The following is a 26,480-nucleotide window of genomic DNA, read 5'->3' on the forward strand; positions in this document are numbered from 1 at the left end:
TAGGGCACACCTTAAATGTAAGTGAACTCAGTATTTCCCAGGCTGGCAGTAGCTTCGGCTATTTTCTTCGCCCCATGCCCAGCTTCCGAGAAATGCGTTCATTTCATAAAATGAACAGAGTAATCCTTGATTCAAAAAAGCGGGATTTTGATACTGAAGCTTTCTTGTATTTTAGAGGCAGGGGCAGGATGGAACACTGCAAGTACGACATTATTGGCGATATCCATGGCCACGCCAGCGCATTGATTGAGTTGCTCGATGTGCTGGGTTATCGGGAAACAAGCAGTGGTTATGCTCACCCTGAGCGAAAGGTCATATTTCTTGGAGATTTTATCGACCGCGGTGAGCACCTGGTGGAGCATCGCAAACTCCTAAAGGTAGTTATGAGCATGGTAAATAATGATCATGCCAAAGCAATTATGGGCAATCACGAGTTTAACGCCCTGGCTTATCATACCGAAGTCAATGGCAAGCCCCTGCGCCCACATACCGATAAAAATACAAAACAGCACCAGGCTTTTTTGAATGAGTACCCGGATAACGATCCAGAAAAATCTCAGGTATTGGATTTCTTCAGATCATTGCCTCTGTGGCTTGATCTTGGTCCTCTGCGTGCGGTACACGCTTGCTGGGACGAAGAGAAAGTTAATTTTTTAGCATCGAGAACCGATAGCGGCAGGTTAACGTCTGAGCTTTTGCTGCAAGCTAGCTCCCCGGGCAGTGATGCCTTCAAAGCGGTGGAAACTTTGCTCAAAGGGTGTGAAATTGAACTGCCTCAAGGAGTGAGTTTTCTGGATAAGGATGGTAATCGCCGCTCTGCTGTCCGCGTTCAATGGTGGAACGCTTCTGCAAAAGCGCTGGGGGAGATAGCGTTACCGCGTGGTGTTGATATCGGTTCCGCCGCTAGCTTGCCTGTGCCTAGGGGTATTCCTTATTACCCTAAAGCAGATAAGCCCTGCTTTATCGGTCACTATTGGCTTAAAGGTGTGCCAGCACCTCTAACCGAGAAAGTTGCTTGTCTCGATTATTCCGTGGCGGGTAACGGCAAACTGGTTGCTTATCGTTTTGATGGTGAACAGGTCTTGAGTGAAGACAAGTTTGTGTTTGTGAAGTAGATACCGCCCGCTTGAGTTTCCATTACAGGTTTCTAATGGATAGCTGGCCTGCCTGTAAGCTCCATGCCGAGAATTGCTGACATTGACACATAGTAAGGCCACTTCGCAGAAATTACGCTGTAAAAGCCAGGCTTGAGAATAGAGCCTGGCTTTTTTAATTCAGCAATATTCTTCGTTTAAGCAAGTTCAGCAATACGTTCATTTGCCGCAGTGGTGGCTTTCTCTTTTGCCTCTTCACCAGTGGCAAGCCCTTCGGAGTAAACAAACTCAACATCAGTGATGCCCACAAATCCGAGGAATTGCCGCAAAAATGTGCTTTGTGCATGGTTGTCACCGTAGTAGCCCCCCGAGCAACAAAGATGATCGCTTTTTTATTTTTCAGTAACCCTTCTGGCCCATTTTCCGTGTAGCGGAAGGTGATGCCGGCTCGGGCGATATGGTCAAAATAGGTGTGCAGGGTAGAGGGGATTGTAAAGTTGTACATAGGTACGCCGAGGACCAAGGCATCTGCCGAAGAGATCTCTTCGATCAGTTTGTCTGAAAAATCGACAATCGCCTGCTGATCTGGAGTGCGCTGATCAGCCGGGGTATTGAAGGCCTGGAAGCGATCCAAGGATAAATGGGGTACCGGATCTGCTGCCAGATTACGCTGAACAACTTCGCCCTCCGGATTATTCGCCTTCCAGCGCTCAATATACTTTGCCGCCAACTGGGAGGTCTGGCCACCGGCTTGAAACATGCTGGATTGGATATTGAGCAACTTTGTCATGACGGGTTCCTTATGAATCATTTAACTTGAGCACTATTGAATCATTGATTAATTAGATAAAAAATTAGAAAATTTTGCTGAAATCCATCTAAAAATCCGATACATGACTGATCAGTTAGCGAACCCGGCTTTAAGCCCAAAGATCACTCTGGAGCAATGGCGTTGTTTAGTTGCGGTTGTTGAAGGGGGAGGGTATGTACAGGCGTCGGAACTCCTACACAAGAGTCAGTCTTCCGTGAGCTATGCGGTACAAAAGCTAGAATCCATCCTCGATGTAAAGGCATTTACAATCACTGGTCGCAAAGCGGCACTTACGGCTGCTGGGCAAATGTTATATCGCCATGCCAAACAATTACTGGAAGATGCTTCGGCAATGGAAATGGCTGCCCGGCGTGCTTCTGTGGGTTGGGGGTCGCTGGTGTCAATTTCTGTGGAAGTGCTGTTTCCAACTTGGCTATTGCTAGATTGCCTGGAGGTATTTGGCCAAGAGAGCCCACATACCCGGGTAGAGGTTTACGAAGTGGTGATTAGCGGTGCCCTCGATGCCCTTACTGAGGGGAAGGTGGACTTTGCGATTGATCCGAGAATTCCTCCCGGTTTCAATGGCGAGTTACTGCCAGCACCGGCGCGCATTATCCCAGTGGCCCACCCCAGTCACCCATTACATCAACTGGAACGCGAACTAACCTTGAAGGATCTGCGCAGTCATCGGCACCTGATCGTTAGAGATTCAAACCCCCAAAGCGATAGTGAAACCCTAACAGTTGAAGTTGCCAAGCGATGGACGCTGAGCAATATGGCAACGGTAATCGGGGCAACTTGTAGGGGCTATGGGTTTTCTTGGTTGCCGCAGGATAAGATTCTTGGGGAGCTGGCCGATGGAACACTCAAACCTCTCCCCTTAAAAGGAGGGCAAGAAAGGTGGCAGCCTCTGTATCTTATTTTTCCTAATCGCGATGACATATCGCCCGCAGCGCGCCGGTTGGCGGAGATAATCCGCCAACGACTTGAAAGCTTACATATTGGTGCGTGATAAGGCGTTAGGCGCTGTCTTTTAGTTGCTTGGTTTTTTCAAACCAGAAAGCATAAAAATCTTCTGTTACCAGCTGCTCGATATTGGTTGCCTCTTCACGGGGACAAAATACGGTCGCGGTGATGACATCATGGCCAAGATCATTAGTGGTCACACTTACTTTTGCGTCAGGGCCAGAGAGCTCCACACCCATCCGATTTTCAATCAGCTTGCAGTAGCGCTCGGCAACTTCCCGAAAAGATTCGCAGTGCTCTTTCAGCCGTTCGGCAATAAACTTCTTGGCTTCAAAGGGGTTTATCTCACTGCGCTCACGGGTTATCGAGAAAGTGTGCTCGATATAACGGCGCATAAAATTCAGGTTCTTTACCGGCTGAGTAAAAAAAGCATTATTGGGAATATAGAGAGTGGTCCCGGTATAACCATTGCCGAGGCCATGGGGGTCAATCTCCAAAAGCGTGGTGCTTAACCAGTCACTATCAGTAACTTCGCCAAATTGGTCGCCCACTTTAATCCAATCGCCAACAGTAAAGGAGCGCATATTGGCTTGGTATAGGCCACCCACCAAGCACTGCACGGCCTCTCGCAATGCGAGGACAATCGCTACAGAAAAGGCGGCAATAGAGAGGGCAAAATCTCGTAATTCTGTCACCCAAACGGCAATTACACCGATGACCAATAGCAGGTTGCCGATGTTGTGTACGGTGTTGATCCTACGACGCTTATCGGCTTTTGCCCAGTTACTGCGAGCAATGGCAAGGGTCAGTAAGCCGCGGACTAAAAGAATGACGGCAACTACACAGAGAGTAATAAAGAGTTTGCTGTGGAAAATCTGTTCCAGTAACTCGGGATTCATTCGGGGTGGTAGACCTCAGTTTTTTTGGTTGTTTCTTTGGTTGTTTCTTTGGTTGTAGCCTTATAAGCCCATCTGTTTAGGTAGGTGCATTGAGAGCACTGGGCCAGTTGAAGGCGAAATCAGTGGGCTGTAATAAGAAGGAAGGTGCGCAATGTATCTTTAGGTGGCCCTTTTTGTAAATGGGCAGAGTAAATTACAGCCTTGATTGGCTATTTCACCCCATTACTGCCTGCTCCGAACGTTGTTATCGGTAATCGGGATTGGAGAAGTCGGGCTTGCAACCTGCATCCCAAGCAGATCGCCGGTTCCCATGGGCGGGTATGCCCCCCGCATCTTTTATCATTCGGGCCATATGCATTAGGTTCCAGGTCATGAAGGAGGTATTCCGGTTGGTAAAATCATTTTGTGGCCCGCCAGAACCGGGGTCGAGGTAAGAGGGGCCTGGACCGGCTTCGCCAACCCAGGCGGCATCTGCTTGTGGTGGAATGACATAACCCAAGTGTTGCAGGGAATAAAGGATATTCATTGCACAGTGTTTAGCGCCATCTTCGTTACCTGTTATCAGGCAGCCGCCGACTTTTCCATAATAGGCATACTGCCCCTGATCATTAAGGTTTGACGAGTTGGCGTAGAGGCGCTCTATGGCTTGTGTGCAGATGGAGGATTTTTCACCGAGCCATATAGGGGTTGTGATGACGAGAATATCTGCCTCGTTAACCTGGTGATAAATTTTGGGCCAGTCATCGTTTTCCCAGCCGTGCTCGGTCATATCTGGATAGACACCGAAGGCGATATCATGGTCAACGGGCCTGAGCAGGCTTACCGATATGTCATTTCTTTCCATAATCTCTCGTGAAATACGAATCAGTCCGTCGGTATGGGAGAGTTCTGGCGTTGGCTTGAGGGTACAGTTTAGGAACAGTGCTTTCAGATCTGAGAAATCCCAGTGGCTGGATTCGCACTCTTTGATTTGTTGATTGTTGAGAGGCATCTCAGAGTTCCTTTTGCAGCAACTATTGAGCAAGTGTCGAGATTTGAATACAGGTATAGCAGCCAGGGAGCTAGTAAAGCTGTCGGTTGGTTCCAACAACCAATGGCTAAAGGCATGAGATTAGCGCGACTGCTGTTCTCGCTGCCATAGATCCCAGTGGTGAACTTCAACGATTGATAATGAGAGCGAAATGGGCAGGGGGCTACAGGCCTGCCAGCTGAAATTTGAATTGGCGCTTCTCTTCCACTAAAAGTCTGAAAATTTTAGGAGGTACCTGGGTTAATCCGCTACTTTATTTACTTAAAGTTCACAAGCGACTTACCGAGGTGCACCATGAAGGCGAATCTACCTCTGACTTATAGGTTCCTACCGGCCGTTTTCATTCTGACAGTTCTTTACTCTGCTCCATTGAGTGCAAATCCTGACATGAAAAATACTTTAGATGGCACTTGGTGTGCTGTCGATGGGGAGTCGTTTATTTTATATGAAAGCCAAAAAGACGCTTTGGATGTAGGTAAGGATATTTATTGTCGAACTTTCAAAGTCCTTAAGAAAACTAAAACCGGTGGGGGTGGCCGCTTCATTGACAGCTTCAAGAAGCCTGCTGACTTTAAGCATAAATTGGGCGGTCACGAAGAGACAAAAAATGGAGCGAATACCAATAAGGATGTCGGTATCTTTGTCTTTTCGAACTCCGGTGATACCACTCGTATAGTGACTGTCGACGTATCAGATGAAAGCGTGGGCAACTTTACTCTCGACAGTAGCGGAATAATGCAGGGGTTTACCGAGGAGGTGACTTCTGATGCTCAAGTTCACGAAGCGCATGTGGGAATTTTGACTTTCAAGAGGGCTCCAGGCCCTATACCAGCAGCAGCAAAATTTGATCAGGAGTGGGAGTCCGTCTTCCAGGCGACACATAAGAAGCAATAAGTGTTGGGCCTACCAGCAAAAGGAAATAGCCGCGTCTTTCGAAAAAGAGTGAAAGTCGCAAAGAATCACCAAGAAACAATCTAGCAAGGGGAGGATTGCGGCTTAGAGAAGCTCTGCCATTTTCTTTATTAGAATGGCCGAGGCGTTCTCACTAAACTGCTGCCCCTCCTCAATATACTCCCACACGGTGGCGTCGCTCTTCCAGCCACCTTGCTTCTTGATAAGCTCAAAGCCAATCTTTTCACGAGCCGCAGAGGTCGATAAGCCACGGCGAAAGCTGTGGCTGCTTAACTCGTCAACAAAATCGAATCCGCAGGAGGTACCCAAGTTTTTTAGTAAGTCATTAATTGCTGCTGGGTTTAGCTGCCTGCTTTGCACCGTATCCCACCGGTTCACCGCTCGAAATACGGGCCCACTTTCAATGCCGCTGACCTTGAGCCAGGTTTTCAGAGCTCTTGCAGGGCAAGCCTCAGGAGCGCCAAAGGGCAGGGCGCGCATCATTCCTTCGCCACTTTGGTCTGTTTTTGACTTGGGAAGCCTTACGATCACGCCTTCCTCCTCCCATACCAGGTTTTCCACCTGAATAGCCACTAGCTCACTGCGACGAAAGGCACCAAAGAACCCTACCAGGATAAGAGCCAGATCACGTGCGCTCTTCCTCGTCTGGGGTTGAGTGCGTAAATATCGGGTCATGCTAGCAATATGCTGCAGGCTGAGGGCTTTTGATTTCTCTTTAGGTTTGCCGTGAGTGCGACGGACACCACGCATGGTTTTCTGAACCAATGGATCTGTGACGGGGTTTAGCATTCCCTGGTATTGATGCCATTGCCCGATTGCGGTGAGGTGAAGGTCTAGAGTGCGAGGATTAAGCTCCTCAGCGCGGCCGAGTACATAGCGCACCAAAGTGCTGCCATCTGTGGGTAGCCTCCCTCCCCATTTTTCAAACTGGCGAATTGCCGAGCGATAAGCCCTGCGGGTGTTATCGGATGTGGCGGCACTCAGGTATTTCTGAATGTCCTCATCGGTCAACAATACACCAGTGCCCCCGTGTGTACTGGGAGTGTTCTTTTCGAGATGCTTTTTGGCGGTAAGAGATTTGTGATGTTTCATGATGCTCGAATTGCTGGGAAACCTCCTGTTTGTACTGGAGGTACGTTATTACGGGAATCTTACAGAAATATAACCTGCGATAATAGTCATTATCGAAGGTTATACAGCGGAATTTTTCAGGTATGAAAAATTATAAAATAATGTAATATTACGTATTATGTAATTTGTAACGAAATAATCTAAGGTGAAGCTTATGGCACGCACTGGGGTCACGTATCTGGATATTGTTCAGGCCGCCAAGGCCATCAAGGCCCGTGGAGAAGAGCCCACCGTTGATCGAGTGAGGGCCCAGTTGGGAACCGGCAGCAAAAGCACTATTGCCCCTCTGCTTAAAAGATGGCGCAGTGAATCTGCGAGCAATACGGATAGTAGTGGGCTCCCACGAGACCTGGTGGATGCACTGAAAGGCCTACATCAAAGGATCCAGGAAGCGGCAAGCAAGCAGGTAGAGGAGCTTCAGCAGGAGTTCCTCGTGCAGGAAAAAGAGATCACTTCACAGTTAGAGGAGTTGAGAGCCACTAGTAACCAGCAGGCCGCCAGTATTCGTGATCTTGAGCATAGGCTTTCGTCGACCGAGGCGGAAAAGCGTAGATTCAAGCAGTCCTTACAAGAGACCCAGACTGCCCTGGAAAAAAGTGAGTACCAGAAGCAGGAAGCTATGCAGCGTATTGCGGAGCAAAAAGTGATGATTGAGGAAGTAAAGCAGGAAAATAGGGATGTCCGCGAACACTTTGAGCACTTTCAACAGCGTACTGCCAATGACCGGCAATATGAGAGAGACCAGTATCGCTCAGCTGCGGAGCAACTGAAGGGGCAGATCGCAGTACTTACTGAACAGCTGACCCTCTCAGAGCGTAGATTCAACGAGCAGGAGTTGCTTTACAAGCAGGGACAGGCTCTGATTGCTGAAATCAATCGAGAGAAGCAGCAGCTTAGCGAACAGGTTGGGGTGGCCAGTACAGAGGCTGCAAACCTAAGGGAGCAGGCAGAAGAGCAGGCGTGTGAGCTGAAAGACAGGCAGGCAGAGGTGGCTAGCTTGCGCGAGCAAATCTCTAAGCTGCAACGTGAAGGTTCTTCGGCTCAGAAGGAAGTGCAACTACAACAGAGTGCCCTAAACAGATTAGAGTTGGAGCTTACCACTACAAAAGATCGCCTCGAACAACTCGCCGATGAGAACCGCACCCTGATTCAGGAGAAAGCGGTGATTCAGGGGCAGTTTTCTCAGCTGGAGAACTCTCTAAAACCCTAGACAAGTCTTGGGCTGGCTATACTTCTAGATGAAGCTCTAATTGAGCGATTCAGGGCAAAGAGCCTCGCTTTTACTAAGTTTCCAGCCCTTACTTTGAAACTGCTAGACCGCAAATGGCAGTTTGCGGCAGTATGTCCAGGCAGTCTCGCCCCAAGCTGTCTCTAAAAATGAACTTATCGCCTTGGCTGACTAATTCGTAGGCAGCTAAACTTGCTAGCAAGCCACTCAGTTTGCCTCTACCCCAAACAAACGGATTCAGCCCCACATTTTAACTCCAGGCTGACAAGCACGTTTCTTTTAATTGGCCTAATCAGTTCTTTGAGTATCCTGGAGAGAAGTATTGGCAGGAAACTTTCAGCGGATCATCGATAAGCCAACTTTCTTTGGGGCGCTTGGCTTGCTTCTCATGGTTACCCTTCCGCTCATTATTTATCCAAAACTGGGTGCGAAGTGGATTCTGAATGCGAAGAACTTTGTAACGGATGACTTGGGTGTTTTTTATCTGTTGCTGGGAGTTGGTGCATTACTGTTTATGACCTACATCATTTTTAGTGATATCGGTCAAATCAAACTTGGAAAACCTGAAGAAGAGCCAGAATTTAGCACCTTGTCATGGGCCTCCATGCTTTTTTGTACAGGCATTGGGGCATCTATTTTGTACTGGTCAATGGTGGAGTGGATCTATTATTACCAAACGCCACCATTTGAGTTAAAAGGGCTTACTCCGGAGGCTGCCCGCTGGGCAATCGCTTTTGGTATATTCCATTGGGGTCCTATTGCCTGGTCGATTTACCTGATTCCGGCTCTACCAATTGCTTACTTTTACTATGTAAGGCACCGCAATGTCTTAAAAGTAAGTGAGGCGCTTATGCCTGTTTTAGGTGAGCAGCGGGCAAAAGGGTCTATTGGCAAGTTGATAGATGTTTGTTTTGTTTTTGGTATGTTAGGTGGTGGGGCAACGACATTAGGAATTGCTGCGCCCTTGATTTCTGAGGGTGCACATGAACTATTTGGTGCGCCTACAGGACTGACTACACAAATTTTTATTCTGATGCTCTGCACTGCAATATTTGGCTGCAGTGTGTATGCCGGGCTTAAAAGGGGAATTAAGACTTTATCAAACTTGAATATGTGGCTTGCGATGTTTTTATTGGCTTTCGTCCTTATTGCTGGCCCTACTTTATTTATGCTTAATGCGGGATTGGATTCTTTGGGGAAAATGCTTAACAGTATTCTTCATATGGCCACATGGACAGAGCCCTTTGGTCGATTCAGAGAATTCCCTCAAACCTACGTCTCTCAAGACTGGACCATCTTCTATTGGGCCTGGTGGTTGGTGTTCGCCCCAAGTGTTGGATTGTTTATTGCTCGCATATCACGCGGGAGAACCATTAAAGCTATGGTTGTTGGTGCAATATTTTATGGCACCCTGGGCTGCTTCTTATTTTTCCTAACTCTGGGAAACTATGGGGTTTACCTGCAGTTCTCAGGTGAGCTGAATGTGGTACAGCTTCTCAACCAACAGGGGGGTACTGCAACTATATTCGCTATCTTGCAAACACTCCCTATGAGTAATTTGGTCATTATTGTTTTCACTTTACTCGCGATAATTTTCACAGCCACTACATTTGATTCTATATCCTATATACTCGCTGCCGTTGTTCAAAAGGAAGTGAAAGATGAGCCAGCTCGCTGGAATCGTTTGTTTTGGGCGTTTGCATTATCGGTGATGCCTATTACGCTTCTCTTTTTGGGTGGGCTGGAAGCCCTACAAACAGCAAGTATTGTCGGTGGTGTTCCGTTGCTACTTGTTGCAATATTGCTTTGCGTATCGATTGTAAAGGCAGCTCATTACGATTTACGCCACCAGCCGAGCTACGAGGAAAAGGAAATCTATATCGAGCACCCGCCAGAAGATACCCCCTGGAGTGAAGAGGGCGATTGGGGGACGGCTTGTAGCTCTGTAAAGAAAGATAGCAGCAAAGAAGCTTCCAGAAAAAAGAATCCTTAAAGGCTTATATACCCTCAGTCTTAGGGGCAATTCAGTGAGAAGGGTATATGAGCCCACTATAAAATACCTATGAGTGCGCATATAGGCTTTACACTTAAATTCCAGAGCCTGCATACATTCTGATCTATTTGGGAATAATGGGCGGTCAGGTTGTATTCATAAAGAGGTTATAAAACCGGCAGGCTACAGAGTTTAACGTCTTTTATCTTATCTTCTAAGCCCTTGTTTGATGGCCAGATTGTTTTGCTTTTGAACACTAAAAACAGCCTGTTATTGAAATTAATGGCCTTCCTGTTAAAATTACAGACCAAATAATAATCACATCTAACCAATCATATTCCGTCTCTATAAAAGTTATTCCACTCTACCATCTGTCTTCATTTCCTTTCGGAGATCGAACCCACTTTTATTTTGTCGGCTTTGTACACTGCTCGGAGAAGTGCATTGACTAAGAGTTTTAGAGAAATTATCGACAAGCCAACATTCTTCGGATCACTTGCACTACTTTTGCTAGTTACAGTTCCACTGATTGTTTTCCCTGAAGTCGGATCAGTATGGGTTAAAGTCGCAAAGGATTTTGTTACCGACCAGCTCGGCGTCTTTTATCTATTACTGGGGGTAGGGGCCATCCTCTTTATGGTTTATATCGTATTTAGCGATATAGGCCAGATAAAGCTCGGTAATTCGGAAGAAGATCCGGAGTTTTCTACAGCGTCCTGGGCATCCATGTTGTTTTGCTCTGGTATTGGAGCTTCAATCCTCTACTGGTCGATGGTGGAATGGATTTACTACTATCAAACTCCACCCTTCCAAATTGAGGGGGGAACACCTGAGGCTGCACGCTGGGCCGTTGCCTATGGCATTTTTCACTGGGGGCCATTAGCTTGGGCGATTTACCTGATTCCCGCTCTGCCGATTGCTTATTTTTACTATGTCAGAAACCACAGTGTGCTGAAGATTAGTGAAGCGCTAATGCCCGTGCTAGGTGAAGAACGCGCGAAGGGTGGTATTGGCAAGTTAATTGATGTGCTATTTATCTTTGGCATGCTGGGAGGAGGGGCAACTACATTGGGGATTGCCGCTCCACTGATTACCGAGGGAGCACATGAGCTATTGGGAGTACCAAGAGACTTGGGTACACAGGTTATTGTGCTTATGATCTGTACACTTATTTTTGGTTACAGTGCTTTTGTGGGTCTAAAAAACGGTATCCGAGCCCTCTCCAACATTAATATGTGGCTTTCAGTATTATTGTTGGTATTCGTGTTTCTTGTTGGTCCCACCCTGTTTATGTTGAATACCGGCCTGGATGCTTTGGGCAGGGTACTTGACAACATCTTCCATATGGCTTCCTGGACTGAACCTTTCGCACAATTTGAACAATTTCCTGATACTCATTTTCCTCAAGATTGGACCATTTTCTACTGGGCATGGTGGCTGGTTTTCGCACCCAGCGTAGGCTTGTTCATTGCCAGAATATCCCGAGGCCGCACCATAAAGGCAATGGTAGTCGGCTCGATTTTCTTTGGCACTCTCGGCTGTTTCTTGTTCTTTATGGTTCTGGGGAACTATGGGGTCTACTTACAGTTTTCAGGTGAATTGGATGTGGTGCAGGTATTGAACCAGCAGGGAGCAACTGCAGCAATATTTGCCGTTTTACAGACTCTGCCAGCGAGTCAGTTCGTAATATTGATTTATACCATTCTTGCACTGATCTTCACGGCCACTACCTTTGATTCTATTTCCTATATTCTTGCCGCAGTAGTACAGAAAGAAGTAGATGAGGAACCAGTGCGCTGGAATCGGGTCTTTTGGGCATTTGCCCTGTCCATTATGCCCGTAACACTGATGTTTCTTGGTGGGCTGGATACCTTACAAACAGCCAGTGTTATTGGAGGTGTCCCACTTCTGATTGTTGCGCTTCTGTTATGCATCTCAATCGTTAAAGCGGCTCACTATGATTTACGCTACCAGCCCAGTTACGAAGAAAAAGAAATTTACATTGAAGACTTTCCTAAGGATGACCCTTGGAGTAAAGATGGGGATTGGGAGTTACCGGCTTCTTCCCCCCATGGGGTATCTCATGACGACAAACCACATATTGAAGGGGATCCAGGTAGTCATCCGTCTCGTTTATAAACGATAACAAACGGCTGAAACCTATGGGAGGTTTAAACTAGGGGTATAGACAGCGGGAGCAGAGGGGCACTATATATTACTGGTGCCCTTTACTTTATCTTGGCGCGGCTCAAAAGCTGCACTTACCTTGTCTACACAGTACTTTCTAAGGAAGTTAGCGTCGCTAATACTTTCCCCATGCTCAAAGCACTGCCTCAGTTGACTCGTGTAATTTTCAAACAGTAGCCTTGCCTGCTCAATAGGTAGAGCTACTAGATGTTCGATAAAGTGGCGAGATCCCACCTGGAAGTGCATGTAATCAATAGGCACATCCCAATCTCCGCCCCAAACGGCAAAACCATACATGGCAAATAGAGAGGTTACATCTTCAGACATCCCGGCACGAACCGGTTTTCCTGCTCGATACTTTGCTCGATTTAGGTAACCTTCCTTCGTATTTTTTGGTATCAAGATTGGCTTAGAGGATTTATCAATATAAAGGTAAGGGTTCTGCATTGGGTTAATATCAATCGCAACCCCATAAGCATGTTCAGACCATTTGCTGCCATCGGTAATGGGTCGAGAATCAAATGCCAGAGAATTGTTCATATCCTCTGTTTTTCGCTCCTTTTTACTGAAGTATTCTATTGGGATAGCAGACTTAATAGGGAACTGCCGTTGATAGAGTTCTCCAAATAGAGCGAGAACATTATCGGCAACAACATCAAGAACTATAATCGCTCCTTTTTGTCTATTTGTATCATTTTTATTTTTTAAATCATGCTCACTGTTCAGTGCGCCAGCAATATCTGAATCCTCCAGTAGAGGATAAAAATCAAAAACTACTTTTTTTAATCTTTCGCAACCAACCGGGGATTCCTTTATTATTATTTTTCGATACATCATTAATTCGCACTCACTCTGAGATACATTAAATATGCCTGTTTCAGCCCCTGGTTGAAAATCTTGCTCCGTGATATCTCTCAAAGAGTCTTTGCCACAGGCAATTAGGCCAAAGACAATCAAAACAAAAATTATGTAGTGGGACATGTTTAACTAACCTCAGCACCAATAGCATGTCGTTTCCGACGCCCGTTCTTCACGAACATTACATGTATAAGTTCAGATATACTGGATTGTGGCTGATTTTTAAAAATATATCCGTATAGGGAGATATGTGCCGTTATAGTGGATGATTGACGCCCAATTGGTTATTAGAAGTGTCGTTCTCATTATTGGCGTAATTTAACCACACCCAAAACCTAAGTTGTTGCTCTTCGGAATGGAGATAGTCGTTGAGTAAGGGGTCAAGAGAGCTGATTGATAAGCCCACTTTTTTTGGGGCAATCTTATTGTTACTGATAACGACAGTGCCGTTGATCTTGTTTCCAGATTTGGGCTCACTGTGGATTTTGGCGGCAAAGGAGTTTGTAACAGAACGTTTTGGTATTCTCTACCTTTTACTGGGAATAGGGTCGATTATTTTTATGGCTTATATCGCTTTTAGTGATATAGGCCGCATCAAGCTTGGAAGCAAGAAGGAATCCCCTGAGTTCTCGACAATTTCTTGGGTTGCCATGTTGCTAAGCTGTGGCATCGGCGCCTCCATTCTGTATTGGTCAATGGTTGAATGGGTTTACTATTATCAACAACCGCCATTTCAGGTTGAAGCAAATACACCGGAAGCGGCCCGCTGGGCAGTGGCCTATGGCATATTCCACTGGGGCCCTCTGGCTTGGTCCATCTACCTAATCCCGGCGCTGCCAATCGCTTACTTTTACTATGTGCGCAGAAGTAGGGTATTAAAATTTAGCCAGGCTCTTGTCCCAGTGCTGGGTGAGCGCAGGGCCAAGGGTGCCACTGGAAAGCTTATTGATATCTCTTTGGTATTCGGTATGTTGGGTGGCGTCGCTACCCGGTTGGGTATAGCTGCACCCTTAATCACCCAGGGGTTTCATGAATTGTTAGGGTTACCTATTAGACTTGAGACGCAAATAGCTGTACTTATACTCTGCGCTCTATTGTTTGGTTACAGCGCTTTTGTTGGTTTAAAGCGTGGGATCAAAACCTTTTCCAACTTTACTATGTGGCTTGCCCTATTATTATTGCTCTTTGTTCTTATTGCAGGGCCAACTCTATTTATACTCAATAATGGGCTGGAGACATTAGGGCGGATGTTACACAGCTTCCTGCGAATGGCTACCTGGACTGAATCCTTCTCTTATTTTGAGCAACTTTCCTACTTTCGTTTTCCTCAACAGTGGACCGTTTTCTATTGGGCTTGGTGGTTAGTCTTCGCACCAAGCGTTGGCCTTTTTATCGCCCATATCTCTCGGGGGCGGACAATAAAAGAGATGATCATTGGTTCTATATTTTTTGGGACCCTCGGTTGTTTTCTTTTCTATATGGTGCTTGGCAACTATGGGGTATACCTGCAGTTTTCTGGAAAGCTTGATCTGGTGCAGCTCCTAAACAACCAGGGAGCCAATGCCACTATTTTCGCCATACTGAAGACTTTGCCTGCAGGTCAGTGGGTTGTACTGGTGTATACATTGATTGCACTGGTTTTTACTGCTATTACCTTTGATTCCATTTCCCATATCCTCGCCTCAGTTGTACAAAAAGAGGTAGACACAGAGCCTCTTCGCTGGAACCGAATTTTTTGGGCATTTGCCTTGGCATTACTGCCGATTGCCTTAATGATACTGGGTGGATTCGAAGCGTTATTGGCGGCGAGCATTATTGCTGGCATCCCTCTATTATTAGTTGCTCTATTACTTTGCCTCTCAATCGTTAAAGTTGCACGGCATGACTTAGGCTCCCACCCAACTCTAATTGAAAAAGAAATAGTTCTTGAAAAGTTATCCGCAAAGGGGCCATGGAGCCACGAAGAGGGGGGCGAGCAAGATGGAACCACTTTAGGTTCTTCTGAAAACGCTAAACAGGGAAGTGCGGGGGAGAGGTCTTAGGATTTTAAGAGTGAGAATACCGGGGCTCAGGCCCCGGTATAAACTTCTAACCTTAAAGGTTGAAAGTGCGAGCGACAGAGAAAACGATACGCTCGTCGGTATCCTTCGTATCGATAGTAGTGTTCTCAGCAGCAATATTGAAATCAAAACCGTTTAGAGAAGTCATGTATTCTACACGGTAGTGGTTGTAGGATTTTTTATTATTGCCCCAACTCCAGTTGTCCAAATTGGTAGAGGTAGAGCGGTCCACACTGAAACGAACGTTATGCCCCTCTGCAAATTCAAAAGTGTGAGCCAGCATCATAATGTAGTGGCTGCCGCCCAGACCAAAGTAGTCCCAGCTGTACCAGCCATTCACTTCGGACTCGCCCAGGTTGGAGCTATAACCCAGCTTGGTATAAGCTTCTGGGTAGTCATAGTTTCTAGAGACATCCTTATCACCATGATAGGTGTAGTAAGCAATACCAGTATCCAGACTTACCTTGTCATTAAGTTGTAAGAATTTGCCAGCGTAGAAATCTAGCTCGAGATTGACATCATCACCTACAAAATCCACATTGGAAGCCCAGGAGCCAATGTACCAACCGTTATCGAAGCCGTAGTCCAGGCTTGCCTGCAGGGCTGGGTCGCTTTTGGTCTGGCTAACACCATTAAAGGTGTAGTCGGTGGTCAGGTTTACAGTAGAAGACAGCTCTGCTTGGGATTGCTGAGCAAGTACCAGCAGGGAAGCACAAGTGAGTGCAGAAAGTTTCAACGTCGATTTCATTGTTAAATTACCGCTTATTTATATTTTGTAGCCCCCACCTAAGAGGGTGGGGGATTTCAACAGTTAGCTCGCCAGTTCGATCTTGTTAAAGTCGATTTTGTTTTCTTTAGGCGAGGAGTCGATAGCTGCTACCGCTCTGAAGCGCTTCACCAGGATGTAACCCAGGCAGCAGAAGAAGATGCCAATCACCAGAGCGCCTATCCACTGGATTTGCAGGAAGTCCAGCTTGAACAACAGGGTGAGCAGGCTCATTGCAGCCAGGTTCAGCACGAAGTACTTCCACTTGCCCAGGCGCGCAACGGTCATGCCCAGATTGTCGGTGTACAGGCGAATCAGGGAATCCAGCGAGTTGATCACGAAGGTAATACCCACAATCACCATAGCCAGGTTGTAGAAGCCACTGGTATCCAGGCCTTGGCTGGAGTAGTAGTAGAGCACGGTGAACCAGAGTGCGATGGGGATGGATGGGAAAATCAGCATCGCCGCCAGCACTTGGTAAGTGCGCAGGCCGCCCACAAAGCGGGAGGTAAACTGGCCGATCATAATGCTCCAGGCAAACCACCAGAACAGGTAAAACTCGTGATAGTCATTTAACGGCAGCACGAACTGGTGGATGTTGCCAAAGTAACCGCCGAGCATCGCAAAAGTTGAGGCGAAGTCGCCAACGCTACCGTTTTCACCGGTAAAGGCGCCTACCCACATGACCGCAATCAGACCAATAAACATCCAGGTGGTTGCCAGGCTGAGGAAGCGCACATAGCGCAAGCTGGTAGATGAGTAGACCGCTGCGGCGATCACTGCAAATACGATCAGGTAGAAGGTACCCACAATGGTTTCACCATCGCCAACTTGCGGCAGATACCAGGGCAAGTTGCTGAGCAGCAAGTAAGCGGTAAAGGCGCAGGTTCCGATAATCACCACATTGTTGATTAGTTTTACTGGTCTCAACTCAAAGAATTTAACTTTGGGTTCGATAATGCAGAAGTAAAAACAGGTGAGGAAGTAGAAGCCCCAGATCAGGAAGGCCCAAAAACCAAACTCAATCGCGAGTGGGTTGGTGAAACCATATTCTGGGCTATTGGCTAAGTCTGCGTAGCCACCGAACTCGGTGAGAGGGAACATGATCAGGCCTACATCGAGGCCGGAAGTGAAAAGGATCGCTATAAAAGTGAAGGTTTTGACCGGGGTTACCCCGACCATCTTCACATTTCCCCATTTAATCAGCGAGAAAATTATTGCCGTGAAGGTAAACAATAATCCCGCGGAAAGCCAAGCTGTCATGCTGAGTCTCCAGCTAGTTATTGGTATGCCGGCGCCCCTCAAGGGCGTTACTGTGCGAGATTTGAATATCCCCGTCGCGTTTGAAGGGGGCAGTCAAATCTCTGCCAGAGCGCCGACGTAAATTCAGCTCACTGAGCGCGCAGGGCGGCCAGGTCGCTGAGTGCTGGCAGCCTTGGTCGCTACCGGTGCCTCGGAGGGCGCCAATACGGGGCGCCCTAAAATCAGGTCAGCAGCCCGCTCCGCCACCATAATGGTGGGCGCATTCAGGTTGCCGTTGGGAATGGTCGGAAAGATGGAGGAATCTACAACTCTCAAACCCTGCAAACCGTGTACACGGGTTTCCGGGTCTACCACTGCCATTGGATCGGTACCCATCTTGCAGGAGCAGGATGGGTGGTAAGCACTCTCGACGGATTCCCGCACGAAAGCGTCAATTTGTTCATCAGTCTGGATATCGGTACCGGGCTGGATTTCATCGCCTCGGTATTCGTCGAAAGCCGGCTGATTGATAATCTCACGAGTCAGCCGCACACAAGCGCGGAAGCCCTCAATATCCTCTTTCTCCTGTAAATAATTAAACAGGATGGAAGGGGATTTCTTGGGATCACTGCTCACCACTTTGACCCTGCCGCGACTCTTGGGCTTGTTGTGCCCGATATGCACCTGGAAGCCGTGGCCATCGAAAGCTTCGCGGCCGTCATAGCGCATGGCTGCCGGCAGGAAATGGTATTGCAGGTCCGGCCACTCCACGTTTTCTTTGGAGCGAATAAAACCGCAGGACTCGAAATGGTTAGTGGCTCCGAGACCGTCCTTCTTCAGTATCCAACGAGCACCGATCAGGAATTTATTCCAGGGGTCGAGCTTGCCATTCAGGGAAATCGGCTGGTTGCAGCGGAACTGGAAATAGAACTCCAGGTGGTCCTGCAAGTTTTGGCCAACGCCGGGAAGTTCGTGTTGGAGTTCGATACCGGCTTCTGCCAGTGTGTCGGGATCTCCGATTCCGGAGAGCTGAAGAAGGTGAGGGGAGCCGATGGGACCTGCGCTGAGGATGACTTCCTGCCGCGCCTTGAATTCCAGGATCTTCCCCTTGCGTTCAAGTTTGATTCCGACTGCCCGTTTACCTTCCAGAATCACCTTATGAACAGTGGCGTGGGTCAATACCGACAAATTGGGGCGCTGCATGGCCGGCTTCAGGTAGGCGTTGGCGGTAGACCAGCGCTTTCCATCTTTTACCGTCATATGCATAGGGCCAAAGCCCTCTTGCTGCTCACCGTTGTAATCTGCGGTGTAGTCGTAGCCAGCTTCTTTACCGGCTTCGATAAAGGCTCCATAAAGGGGGTTGGCCATTTCGTTGCCGTTATTGACCCCCAGTGGACCTTCGTCGCCACGGTAATCGTCACCGCCGAAAGCCCAGGTCTCAGAGCGTTTGAAGTAGGGCAGACAGTGGGCGTAGTCCCAGCCTTCGGCGCCGTGCTGTGCCCACTCATCAAAGTCTTTGGCGTGCCCGCGCACGTAAACCATCCCGTTAATCGAGGAAGAGCCACCGAGTACCTTGCCTCTGGGGCAATGCATGCTGCGGTTGTCCAGGTACGGCTCTGGCTCGGTCATAAACTGCCAGGCGTACTTGTCGGTATTCATGGGAATGGATAGTGCGGTGGGCATCTGGATAAAGATGCTGCGATCGCTACCCCCGGTCTCTACCAAGAGGACTTTTTTATCTTCCTGGGCAGACAGGCGGTTGGCCAGAACGCAACCGGCAGAGCCGGCGCCGACAATGATGTAGTCAAACTCACTCATACAGGGTACCGCTTAAAATGGACTTTCCAGTGGTGCCAGGCCCACATACACCGCTTTTAGCTGGGTATAGTGGTTCAGGGTCGCAAGTCCATTTTCGCGTCCGATTCCGGATAACTTGTATCCGCCCACCGGCATTTCTGCCGGGGAAGCGCCGTAGGCATTGATCCAGCAGATACCCGCTTGCATCTGGTGGATCACGCGGTGGGCGCGAGTGATATCACGGGTAAATACGCCGGCGGCGAGGCCCAAACGGGTATCGTTAGCGCGGCGGATCACTTCGTCTTCATCATCAAAGACCAGTACCGACATTACCGGGCCGAAGATCTCTTCGCGGCAAATGGTCATATCGTCATGACAGTCGGTGAATACGGTGGGAGCAACGAAGTAACCGTTAGGTGAATTTTCTGGTGAAAGGGTGTGGCCGCCACAGAACAAGGTCGCGCCTTCCTCTTTCCCCTTGCTGATGTAGTCCATCACCAGTTGCTGGTGCTTGGCAGAAATCAGGGCGCCGAAGTTAGTGTCCGGATTCATCGGATCACCGGCAATAATATTTTGCTCAACACGCTCTTTCAGGCGAGCGAGGAACTGATCGTGGATGCTGCGGTGTACAAATACCCGGGTACCGTTAGTGCAGATTTCACCCTGGGTGTAGAAGTTGCCCAGCATGGCAGCAGAAACGGCTTGCTCCAGGTCGGCATCATCAAAGATCACCAGCGGGGACTTGCCACCCAGCTCCATGGTGACTTCTTTCAGATTGGAAGCCGCTGTGGCCATCACTTTCTTGCCGGTACCCACTTCGCCGGTAAAGGAAACCTTGGCGATATCCGGGTGGTTAGTCAGCCAGGCACCCACGGCACCATCGCCTTGGATTACGTTGAAAACACCCGGGGGCATGCCCGCTTCAATAAAGATTTCAGCCAACTTCAAAGCACCTTTGGGGGTCTCTTCGGAAGGTTTGAAGATCATGGCGTTACCGCAGGCCAGGGCCGGGGCGGCTTTCCAGCAAGCGATTTGTAAGGGGTAGTTCCAGGCACCGATTCCGGCGCAGATGCCCAGGGGCTCGCGGCGGGTGTAGTAGAAGTCCTCACCGACTTGCTGCTGATTGCCTTCAATGCCTGCAGCCAGGCCGGCAAAGAATTCTATGGAGTCAGCCCCAGTCACCACATCCACAACACTGGCTTCCTGCCAGGGCTTACCGGTATCAGCCACTTCGATAGCTGCCAGTTCATCGTTGCGCTCGCGCAACAGTGCTACTGCTTTCAGCAGGATGCGACTACGCTCTACTGGCATCATCGCTGACCACTGGGCAAAACCGCGCTTGGCACTCTCTATGGTTTCTGCGAGTACCTTCTCGTCGGCAACCTCAACCTGGTAGCTGACCTCGTTGGTAGCCGGGTTATATACATCAAAGCACTCGCCGCCCTCATTCGACAGGTAGCGGCCGTCTACAAAATTCCGTTGTTTGTCCAGTGACATCTGTCTCTCCATACTGCTTTAACAGAAGGTCAGTCAGTTATTTGTTAGCGATGGGGCAGGGCGGTGAATAGCCGCCCAGTGACCCATTGGCCATCACAAAAAAATGGGCTGGTCTGACGTGGAATTTTGTGCCAAATCGTCAGGCTCCAGCCCCGGCCCGACGGTCAAATGTCGGGCGATATGGCACAAAATGTAACATATTTTTAATTTGAACTCTAATTGTTAGCACTCAATGCAACAAAACCGACAGGTTCACAGGGGGTTCATATTTCTGCAATATGAGAGAAAAACCCTTGATACAAGGATAAAAACCGAGCTGAATTGGGCCAAAAATCTCATTTGAACTCTACAAAAAGAACTGTACAAATTTTGACCCACCCTTAGGGCGCAAACTCAAAAGTGAATTCGATAGCTCAGCATTAGATGCCTGGGTGGAGTAAGTTGAAAACCGTAATGCTGCGTGACTAGGGGAGGGATGGCCTCCCCTTGGAACTTAACTATTTACTTCGCGCAAAGGCGATGGCTGGGGGAGAAAATTAGCCAAATAAAACACAATCAGACCCAAGGCTATACCAGGTAAGCCCTCATAAATCAGGCTATGAAGGTCCAATAATCTCCAGGCGATTGCTGTCGTAAACCCAACGGTTACAGCGGCAATAGAGGTCGCTTGTGAGGGTCTTCCTCCAAAACAAAGCACCAGCAATAGGGGGCCAAATGCGCTGGCGAGGCCAGACCAGGCAAAGATCACCATATTGAAGACGCTTTGGTTGTTGGCAAGCGCCAGAAGTAGTGCGCCCCCGGTAATAACAATTAAGAAACCAAGTCTTATCAATCTTACGGGGAAGAATATCGTGAGTAATGGCTGCGGAGCAGCTAAGAAGCAGTGAATCTGCAGTGGACATGGTTGCAGCAAAGATACCTGCCAGGATCAACCCAACTACGATCGGTGGCAGCAATTCTATGGCCATGGTCGGCAATGCTAGCTCAGCATCAAAGCTGCCGGAATCGGCGATGAAAACTCTGGATAGCAAGCCGACCCCTGTGGCCATAGAGTAAAAGAGAACAAACCACAGGTAGTACCAGCCCCGCGCCGTGCGCATTTTGCCGGGATCACTCAGAGTCATGAAGCGGACCATTATGTGGGGCTGGCCAATCACAGATAGCCCCGCAATCCCCCAACTGATGACAAAAATAACGAGCCCGCCCCAACCAGAAAAGGCCAGATCTTGGGGAAACCAGTTCGTAAATCCCTCGACGGCTTGCATTTGCCCCATTGCACTTGAGACACCTCCCAGGCTGGTAAGGGCTACGGCCAGAAGTGTGCCCATAGCGACGATCATAACAATCGACTGTGCAGCATCAGTCCAAATGGAAGCGCGTATGCCGCCGGCCAGGCAATAAAGACATACCAGCAACGCCCCAACCACAGCGCCAGACCAGAGAGGCCAGTCCAGTAGTACATGTAGCGCCTTACTGCCGGCAACCATCTGTGCTGATGCATAGGTGAGCAAGAATAGTAAAGATATGATACCTATAATCCGCTGTAGGGCAGAGTGATTTTGCCCATACCAATTGCTAAGCACGCCGGCATAGCTGACTTCACCACTTGAGTCAGTGGCAGTTCTTATTCTTTTGTGTACATAAAGTGAAGCAATAAAGTCACCAGCGATCCAGCCCACCATTAACCAGACAGAAGCGAACCCGGTCATGTAGGTATAACCAATAACCCCGATGAACATATAACCGCTATTGTTAGTCGCCACTGCCGACAGGCCCACTAACCAGGGGGGAACTCCACTGCTAGCCAGGTAATAATCGGCCTTAGTGTTGCGACTAAAAAGCGCTGAGAATACACCTACCAGTACGAATAATAATAAAAACCCAACAAATGAATAAACCAATGATATTCCTTATTTCAGCAATTTTTGTTTTTATTTTTGAAACACAAATTTCGTGCGTATTTACGTTCTAGCTTTTGTTGTTTTATTTAACACATCAATTAGTTACATCATATAAACAATGTGCTCGGGATAAATTTGACCACCTCACTATTTTGTAGCCTCTTCAATATAAGTCGCCAAAGAATTAATCTGCTCTTTCGTCATCAAGTCATTGTATGCTGGCATAGCGCCAACGCCATTGGTAACAGCGTTTTTCACGCTTTCTGCATTGGGTTTCAATTCATTAAGGTTGGGACCAATAAGGCCTTCTGAGCCAGCATCCTTCAGGGTATGACAAGCTCCACAAGAAGGTTGAGACTCGAGATAGACTTGCTTTCCGGCTTGACCCTCTGCAGATAAAGAGACCGATTCGCGCTCTGGGGGGGTGCTTTCTTCTTTCACCATATGTTGATCGGTTGCTGCAACTTTCTCCTCAGGTGGCTCACCCAACAGGTTTACCGTAAGTGCTGCATCCAGCCAGCCGTTATGTGCATAGCCACGTTCGTTCTCTACACGTTCTTTAGGTTGGATATCCCCTTGGGTATCTGTGGCGCGCGAGACGATGGTGTGCGGACCCTTTGGTAAATTTACGGTATAAGAAAAAACTCGCCAAGCGTTGGGGCCGAGGTCCAAATCCTCTAGCGTTGCATCCTGCCAGGTTTTGCCCATATCGAGCGAGACTTCTACTTTCTTCACGCCGCGTTCACCAGAAAGCGCAACACCGTAGAAAGTCACTTCTCCAGCTAGAGCTGGGGTATTGTCCGCACCCGGGCCATTTACCCAAGACTTTACAGGCATACGCCACATGCTTGGGTAGTCTGGGCCAGGGGGAGCGCCAATGGGTCTAAGGCGGTAACCCGTTTTTTGGATTTTGGCCTCGGATTCTTGCGGTGCGCAGGTGAGAGTCTTAACGTACTTAATGTTGTTACAGCCGAAATAACCTGGAACAATGAGCCGTAAGGGGCCACCATGCAGCAGCGGTATTGGAGCGCCATTCATTTCCCAAGCCAATATAGTATCGTCCAACGCCTTCTTGATAGGGATTGATCGCTCTACGACCAGATCATTGTGTTCCATCCCCTCAGGAATGATCTCGCCTCCAGTGGCGGTCAAAAAGTTCATACCCGCATCCACACCGCCAAAATGATCGAACAGGGTTTTCAGCCGAACGCCCGTCCAGATAGCGCAGCCGGCTGCGCCAACTCCCCATTTAGAGCCTGCCGGTTCATGCTCGAAAAAAGCGCGGCCGTTGCCTGTACATTGAATAACTGCACCGACGGCATCTAAACCCAGCCCTTTCAGCTCTGCTACAGAGATAGCAGTGGGCTGCTTTACGCCTTTGACTTCAAGCACCCAGGTGTCCGGTCGTTCAACAATCTGGGGGGAGGGCAATGGCAAATTGTTGCGCACAAAAAACCGGGCCTCAGGGGTGATAGCGCTCATGCCCATCAAAGACCGACGGGTTTCTATTGTCAGTGGGTTAACCCCATGAATAATGAAATTTTTGGGGTTAACTCCACTTGGCAATTTGGGCGTTGATGGGGGAGTAAGGGCAACACTTGCAGAGGGTGCTAGTAAGGCGCCTGCAGCTGCGGTCATGGCTCTTAGAAAGCCACGGCGGCTTCCATCAAGGCTTGATTCACTCATGGCTTTATTGATCCGCGTATTGATACTTGAGCTCACATAGTCTTATAGCTTTAAAATGCCAAGGTGACAGCTTGCTAAGTATCTTTTTCGCGGCTATGTGGCGGCGGGGTTTGAGCAATAACCTTGTCTAGATCCTTGAAAACGTCACTTACCGCCAGTGGCTGTAAGGCATTGTCACTGAGAATTTCATCCCGATAACTTTCTCGTCTCTTAATAGCCTCAGCCAGATACCGTAGCGCTTCATCAAACTGCTCCATAGCCGTATAGGCACAAGCTAGCTGGTAGAAGGCATGGCTGTTATCTGGATCAATACCTAGGGCTTGCTGACAAAGATTTGCAGCCCATTGGGGCTCGTTCAACTCCAGCACTGCATCAGCTTTGTATGTCAATGCTTCAACATCTTCATGACGAAGACGCAGAATCTCATCATAGATCGCGATCTAGTTGGCGATTGAGGATTCCTGCTGAGCGCGCAGCCAGAGAGATTGCACTTCTTGAGTCAGCTCAATTTCTTCGCGATTCTCTTCAATGTGCTGGGTCTTTTGTTGCAATTGACTCTCTATGACTTCCAGACGTTTCTCATACTCTTGAACCAGCTTTGATATCTCCTCATCCGCTAGGGAGTGCACACGCTCTTTAATATCTTGTAGCGATCGCCAACCCACTAAAACCAATATGGAAGTGGCGGCGGCTATGAGATAGAAGAAGTAGGTGACCGTATCGGTTGCGTAAGCAACCGCTCGGTCCACGGAATTATGCTCTCGGTCGACAATCTGCTGGATCAACTCTTGTTTAGCTTTGGCTTGGTCGATACGCAACTGTTTGATTTCATCCAGCACATACCGCTCTATAAATGGTGTATAGAGCGGCTTCTGTAAAGATTCCACCTCTTTCTGCGCACTGTCTTCTTTATTCGCTTCCGTTTCCTGGGAAACGGAAGCCGGGGAAAGCAAAAGAAAAGTCAAAAAACAGGTGTTTAGGAGGCGAGGCATATTGCGGTCCCATGGTCATAAACCTCAACCAGTGCCTCATGAAGTGTTCTAATGGCAGTGTCATAATCTGGTTCACTAACAACAAACTGCATGTCCACATGCCGCATAGAATGGTGCATGGCGAGTACTGAAATATCGTTTGAAGCCAGTGATTGAACCGCTTTTGCCAGCACGCCGGGGATTTGCATATCGCTCCCGATGGCAGAAACAATAGCCACTTTCCTTTGGTTCAATTCTGCTTCCGGGAAGCGCTCTTCCAGAGATGCCTGTATACGCTTGATGGTTTTCAGATTAGTCGCCAAAAAGTGGGTTAGGGTATTGGCGTTGGTGTTTTTAGACACAATATGGGCCTTGTACCTCTTTATTACCGTAAGCACTTCCCGATCATAATCGTGGATCGTGCCCGCCATATCCTGATCAAAAAGTTCCAGCGCATAGACACCTTTACAGCCGGCAATAATCTCCACACAGGGCGAATCACTCACATAGTCACGGGTGATTAATGTACCGGTATGCTCTGGCTCAAAGGTATTCTTTACCCGAAGTGGGATATTCTTCTGGCGTAAACCCTTTGCCGCCTTGGGGTGAATTGCCTCCATACCGAGATTGGCCAGTTGATCGGCCACATCGTAATTTGTACGACCAATAGGCACAGCGTTATCTGGCCCAACTAGGCGAGGGTCGGCACTGCTCAAGTGGAACTCTTTGTGAATTACCGCCTCTTTGGCTTCTGTGAGTACGGCAAGGCGGCTAAAGGTCATTTCACTGTAACCCCGGTCAAAGGAAATAAGCAGGCCCTTATCGCTGTGGGCGTAACCGGTAACAATCGGTAACTGTTGATTCAAGTCGATGTTGGCAAAGGCATCACGAATGCGCTCATCCAGTGGTATATGCTTGCTGGTACGCCAGCCCGTTAGATCTACAAAACACGCATTGACTCCATCCCGCTGCAGCAGCTTTGATGTATTCCAAGCGCTGTGAGCCTCGCCAAGGCTGGCAAGCATTTCTCTTACTGTTCCCAGGTGAGCATCTAGAGAGAAGTGGCCATGCTGGCAGAGGCTTTGTAAATCTCGAAGGCACTTTTTAGCCCCTTCCAGGCGCTCATCCAAGAAGAGGTTGGCCTCCTTGAGTAAGTCAGTGTCACCAAATAGACGGTCGTTGATCTGTCGCAGTTGTGTGCGAAGCTCACCAAACTTCACCAGCCAGCTATCATCCTCAATACTGCTGGAAAAGAGGCCATAAATACCAGGCTGGCCACTCTTTTTATGCTCTAGAAGTAGATCGGTAATACCACCATAAGCTGAAACTACAAAAACACGATTGTAGAGCCTTTTGGAGTCACCTTTAATAATGTTGTCCCGGACAGATTCATAGTCCGACATTGAGGTGCCACCAATCTTTTCTATCGTATGCATTGTCTCTTACTGGTC

The 26,480-nt window shown here is 48.4% G+C and carries 20 protein-coding genes and 1 pseudogene; 7 read left to right on the forward strand and 14 right to left on the reverse strand.

Annotation, left to right across the window (positions count from 1 at the left end):
• Window positions 1–188: 188 nt before the first annotated feature.
• On the forward strand, window positions 189–1,115 hold the full coding sequence (locus MJO52_RS10475; RefSeq protein WP_252085886.1) for a metallophosphoesterase: 927 nt from the start codon (window positions 189–191) through the stop codon (window positions 1,113–1,115).
• 154 nt (window positions 1,116–1,269) lie between these two features.
• On the opposite strand, the gene MJO52_RS21560 is transcribed toward MJO52_RS10475, so the two are convergent.
• On the reverse strand, window positions 1,270–1,884 hold the full coding sequence (locus MJO52_RS21560) for an FMN-dependent NADH-azoreductase (protein WP_435583636.1): 615 nt from the start codon (window positions 1,882–1,884) through the stop codon (window positions 1,270–1,272).
• Between the two features lie 103 nt (window positions 1,885–1,987).
• Here MJO52_RS21560 and MJO52_RS10490 point away from each other — a divergent pair, with 103 nt between their 5' ends.
• The gene (locus MJO52_RS10490) at window positions 1,988–2,917 is read left to right on the forward strand and encodes a LysR family transcriptional regulator (RefSeq protein WP_252085887.1); all 930 of its coding nucleotides are present in this window, start codon (window positions 1,988–1,990) and stop codon (window positions 2,915–2,917) included.
• A 7-nt stretch (window positions 2,918–2,924) separates the two neighbouring features.
• Here MJO52_RS10490 and MJO52_RS10495 read toward each other — a convergent pair whose 3' ends face one another.
• Together MJO52_RS10495 and MJO52_RS10500 are read right to left on the reverse strand one after the other, a co-directional pair.
• Complete coding sequence (locus tag MJO52_RS10495) at window positions 2,925–3,770, reverse strand: mechanosensitive ion channel family protein (RefSeq protein ID WP_252085888.1); 846 nt, start codon at window positions 3,768–3,770, stop codon at window positions 2,925–2,927.
• 244 nt (window positions 3,771–4,014) lie between these two features.
• Window positions 4,015–4,761, reverse strand: coding sequence for a flavodoxin family protein (locus tag MJO52_RS10500; protein ID WP_252085889.1), 747 nt, complete (start codon window positions 4,759–4,761; stop codon window positions 4,015–4,017).
• A gap of 426 nt (window positions 4,762–5,187) precedes the next feature.
• Between MJO52_RS10500 and MJO52_RS10505 the strand changes: the two genes are divergently transcribed.
• Window positions 5,188–5,694 carry a hypothetical protein gene (locus MJO52_RS10505; protein WP_252085890.1) on the forward strand — a complete coding sequence of 169 codons (507 nt, stop codon included), beginning with the start codon at window positions 5,188–5,190 and terminating at the stop codon, window positions 5,692–5,694.
• 102 nt (window positions 5,695–5,796) lie between these two features.
• On the opposite strand, the gene MJO52_RS10510 is transcribed toward MJO52_RS10505, so the two are convergent.
• Complete coding sequence (locus MJO52_RS10510) at window positions 5,797–6,807, reverse strand: site-specific integrase (RefSeq protein WP_435583643.1); 1,011 nt, start codon at window positions 6,805–6,807, stop codon at window positions 5,797–5,799.
• A gap of 190 nt (window positions 6,808–6,997) precedes the next feature.
• Between MJO52_RS10510 and MJO52_RS10515 the strand changes: the two genes are divergently transcribed.
• The 3 genes from MJO52_RS10515 to MJO52_RS10525 all read left to right on the forward strand — a co-directional run bounded on the left by MJO52_RS10515 (window position 6,998) and on the right by MJO52_RS10525 (window position 12,203).
• The gene (locus MJO52_RS10515) at window positions 6,998–8,053 is read left to right on the forward strand and encodes a DNA-binding protein (RefSeq protein ID WP_252085892.1); all 1,056 of its coding nucleotides are present in this window, start codon (window positions 6,998–7,000) and stop codon (window positions 8,051–8,053) included.
• Window positions 8,054–8,393: 340 nt separating this feature from the next.
• A complete protein-coding gene (locus tag MJO52_RS10520; RefSeq protein ID WP_252085893.1) occupies window positions 8,394–10,064 on the forward strand; it encodes a BCCT family transporter in 1,671 nt (556 codons plus the stop codon).
• A gap of 444 nt (window positions 10,065–10,508) precedes the next feature.
• Complete coding sequence (locus tag MJO52_RS10525) at window positions 10,509–12,203, forward strand: BCCT family transporter (RefSeq protein WP_252085894.1); 1,695 nt, start codon at window positions 10,509–10,511, stop codon at window positions 12,201–12,203.
• A 69-nt stretch (window positions 12,204–12,272) separates the two neighbouring features.
• Here the strand turns inward: MJO52_RS10525 and MJO52_RS10530 are convergent, their stop codons facing one another.
• Window positions 12,273–13,232 carry a M15 family metallopeptidase gene (locus MJO52_RS10530; protein WP_252085895.1) on the reverse strand — a complete coding sequence of 320 codons (960 nt, stop codon included), beginning with the start codon at window positions 13,230–13,232 and terminating at the stop codon, window positions 12,273–12,275.
• A 245-nt stretch (window positions 13,233–13,477) separates the two neighbouring features.
• On the opposite strand from MJO52_RS10530, the gene MJO52_RS10535 reads away from it, so the two are divergent.
• Complete coding sequence (locus MJO52_RS10535; RefSeq protein ID WP_252085896.1) at window positions 13,478–15,151, forward strand: BCCT family transporter; 1,674 nt, start codon at window positions 13,478–13,480, stop codon at window positions 15,149–15,151.
• Between the two features lie 52 nt (window positions 15,152–15,203).
• Here the strand turns inward: MJO52_RS10535 and MJO52_RS10540 are convergent, their stop codons facing one another.
• The 9 genes and pseudogenes from MJO52_RS10540 to MJO52_RS10580 all read right to left on the reverse strand — a co-directional run bounded on the left by MJO52_RS10540 (window position 15,204) and on the right by MJO52_RS10580 (window position 26,465).
• Window positions 15,204–15,917, reverse strand: a complete 714-nt coding sequence (locus MJO52_RS10540) for a TorF family putative porin (RefSeq protein WP_252085897.1) — start codon at window positions 15,915–15,917, stop codon at window positions 15,204–15,206.
• A gap of 63 nt (window positions 15,918–15,980) precedes the next feature.
• Window positions 15,981–17,198: a BCCT family transporter gene (locus MJO52_RS10545; RefSeq protein WP_252085898.1), complete on the reverse strand. Its 1,218-nt coding sequence runs from the start codon at window positions 17,196–17,198 to the stop codon at window positions 15,981–15,983.
• 123 nt (window positions 17,199–17,321) lie between these two features.
• Window positions 17,322–18,995 carry a choline dehydrogenase gene (gene betA / locus MJO52_RS10550; RefSeq protein WP_252085899.1) on the reverse strand — a complete coding sequence of 558 codons (1,674 nt, stop codon included), beginning with the start codon at window positions 18,993–18,995 and terminating at the stop codon, window positions 17,322–17,324.
• A gap of 12 nt (window positions 18,996–19,007) precedes the next feature.
• On the reverse strand, window positions 19,008–20,471 hold the full coding sequence (gene betB, locus MJO52_RS10555; protein ID WP_252085900.1) for a betaine-aldehyde dehydrogenase: 1,464 nt from the start codon (window positions 20,469–20,471) through the stop codon (window positions 19,008–19,010).
• 493 nt (window positions 20,472–20,964) lie between these two features.
• Window positions 20,965–22,372: pseudogene (locus MJO52_RS10560) on the reverse strand (sodium/proline symporter).
• A 147-nt stretch (window positions 22,373–22,519) separates the two neighbouring features.
• Window positions 22,520–24,058: a molybdopterin-dependent oxidoreductase gene (locus MJO52_RS10565; RefSeq protein WP_252085901.1), complete on the reverse strand. Its 1,539-nt coding sequence runs from the start codon at window positions 24,056–24,058 to the stop codon at window positions 22,520–22,522.
• Window positions 24,059–24,132: 74 nt separating this feature from the next.
• Window positions 24,133–24,498: a TPR end-of-group domain-containing protein gene (locus MJO52_RS10570; RefSeq protein WP_353505488.1), complete on the reverse strand. Its 366-nt coding sequence runs from the start codon at window positions 24,496–24,498 to the stop codon at window positions 24,133–24,135.
• Window positions 24,499–25,050, reverse strand: coding sequence for a hypothetical protein (locus MJO52_RS10575; RefSeq protein ID WP_252085903.1), 552 nt, complete (start codon window positions 25,048–25,050; stop codon window positions 24,499–24,501). It abuts the gene before it with no gap.
• Window positions 25,035–26,465 carry an aspartate kinase gene (locus tag MJO52_RS10580; protein WP_252085904.1) on the reverse strand — a complete coding sequence of 477 codons (1,431 nt, stop codon included), beginning with the start codon at window positions 26,463–26,465 and terminating at the stop codon, window positions 25,035–25,037. The genes MJO52_RS10575 and MJO52_RS10580 overlap by 16 nt, the downstream gene beginning before the upstream one ends.
• Window positions 26,466–26,480: the final 15 nt, after the last annotated feature.

The organism is Microbulbifer variabilis (assembly GCF_023716485.1).
GTDB classification, from domain to species: Bacteria; Pseudomonadota; Gammaproteobacteria; order Pseudomonadales; family Cellvibrionaceae; genus Microbulbifer; species Microbulbifer variabilis_B.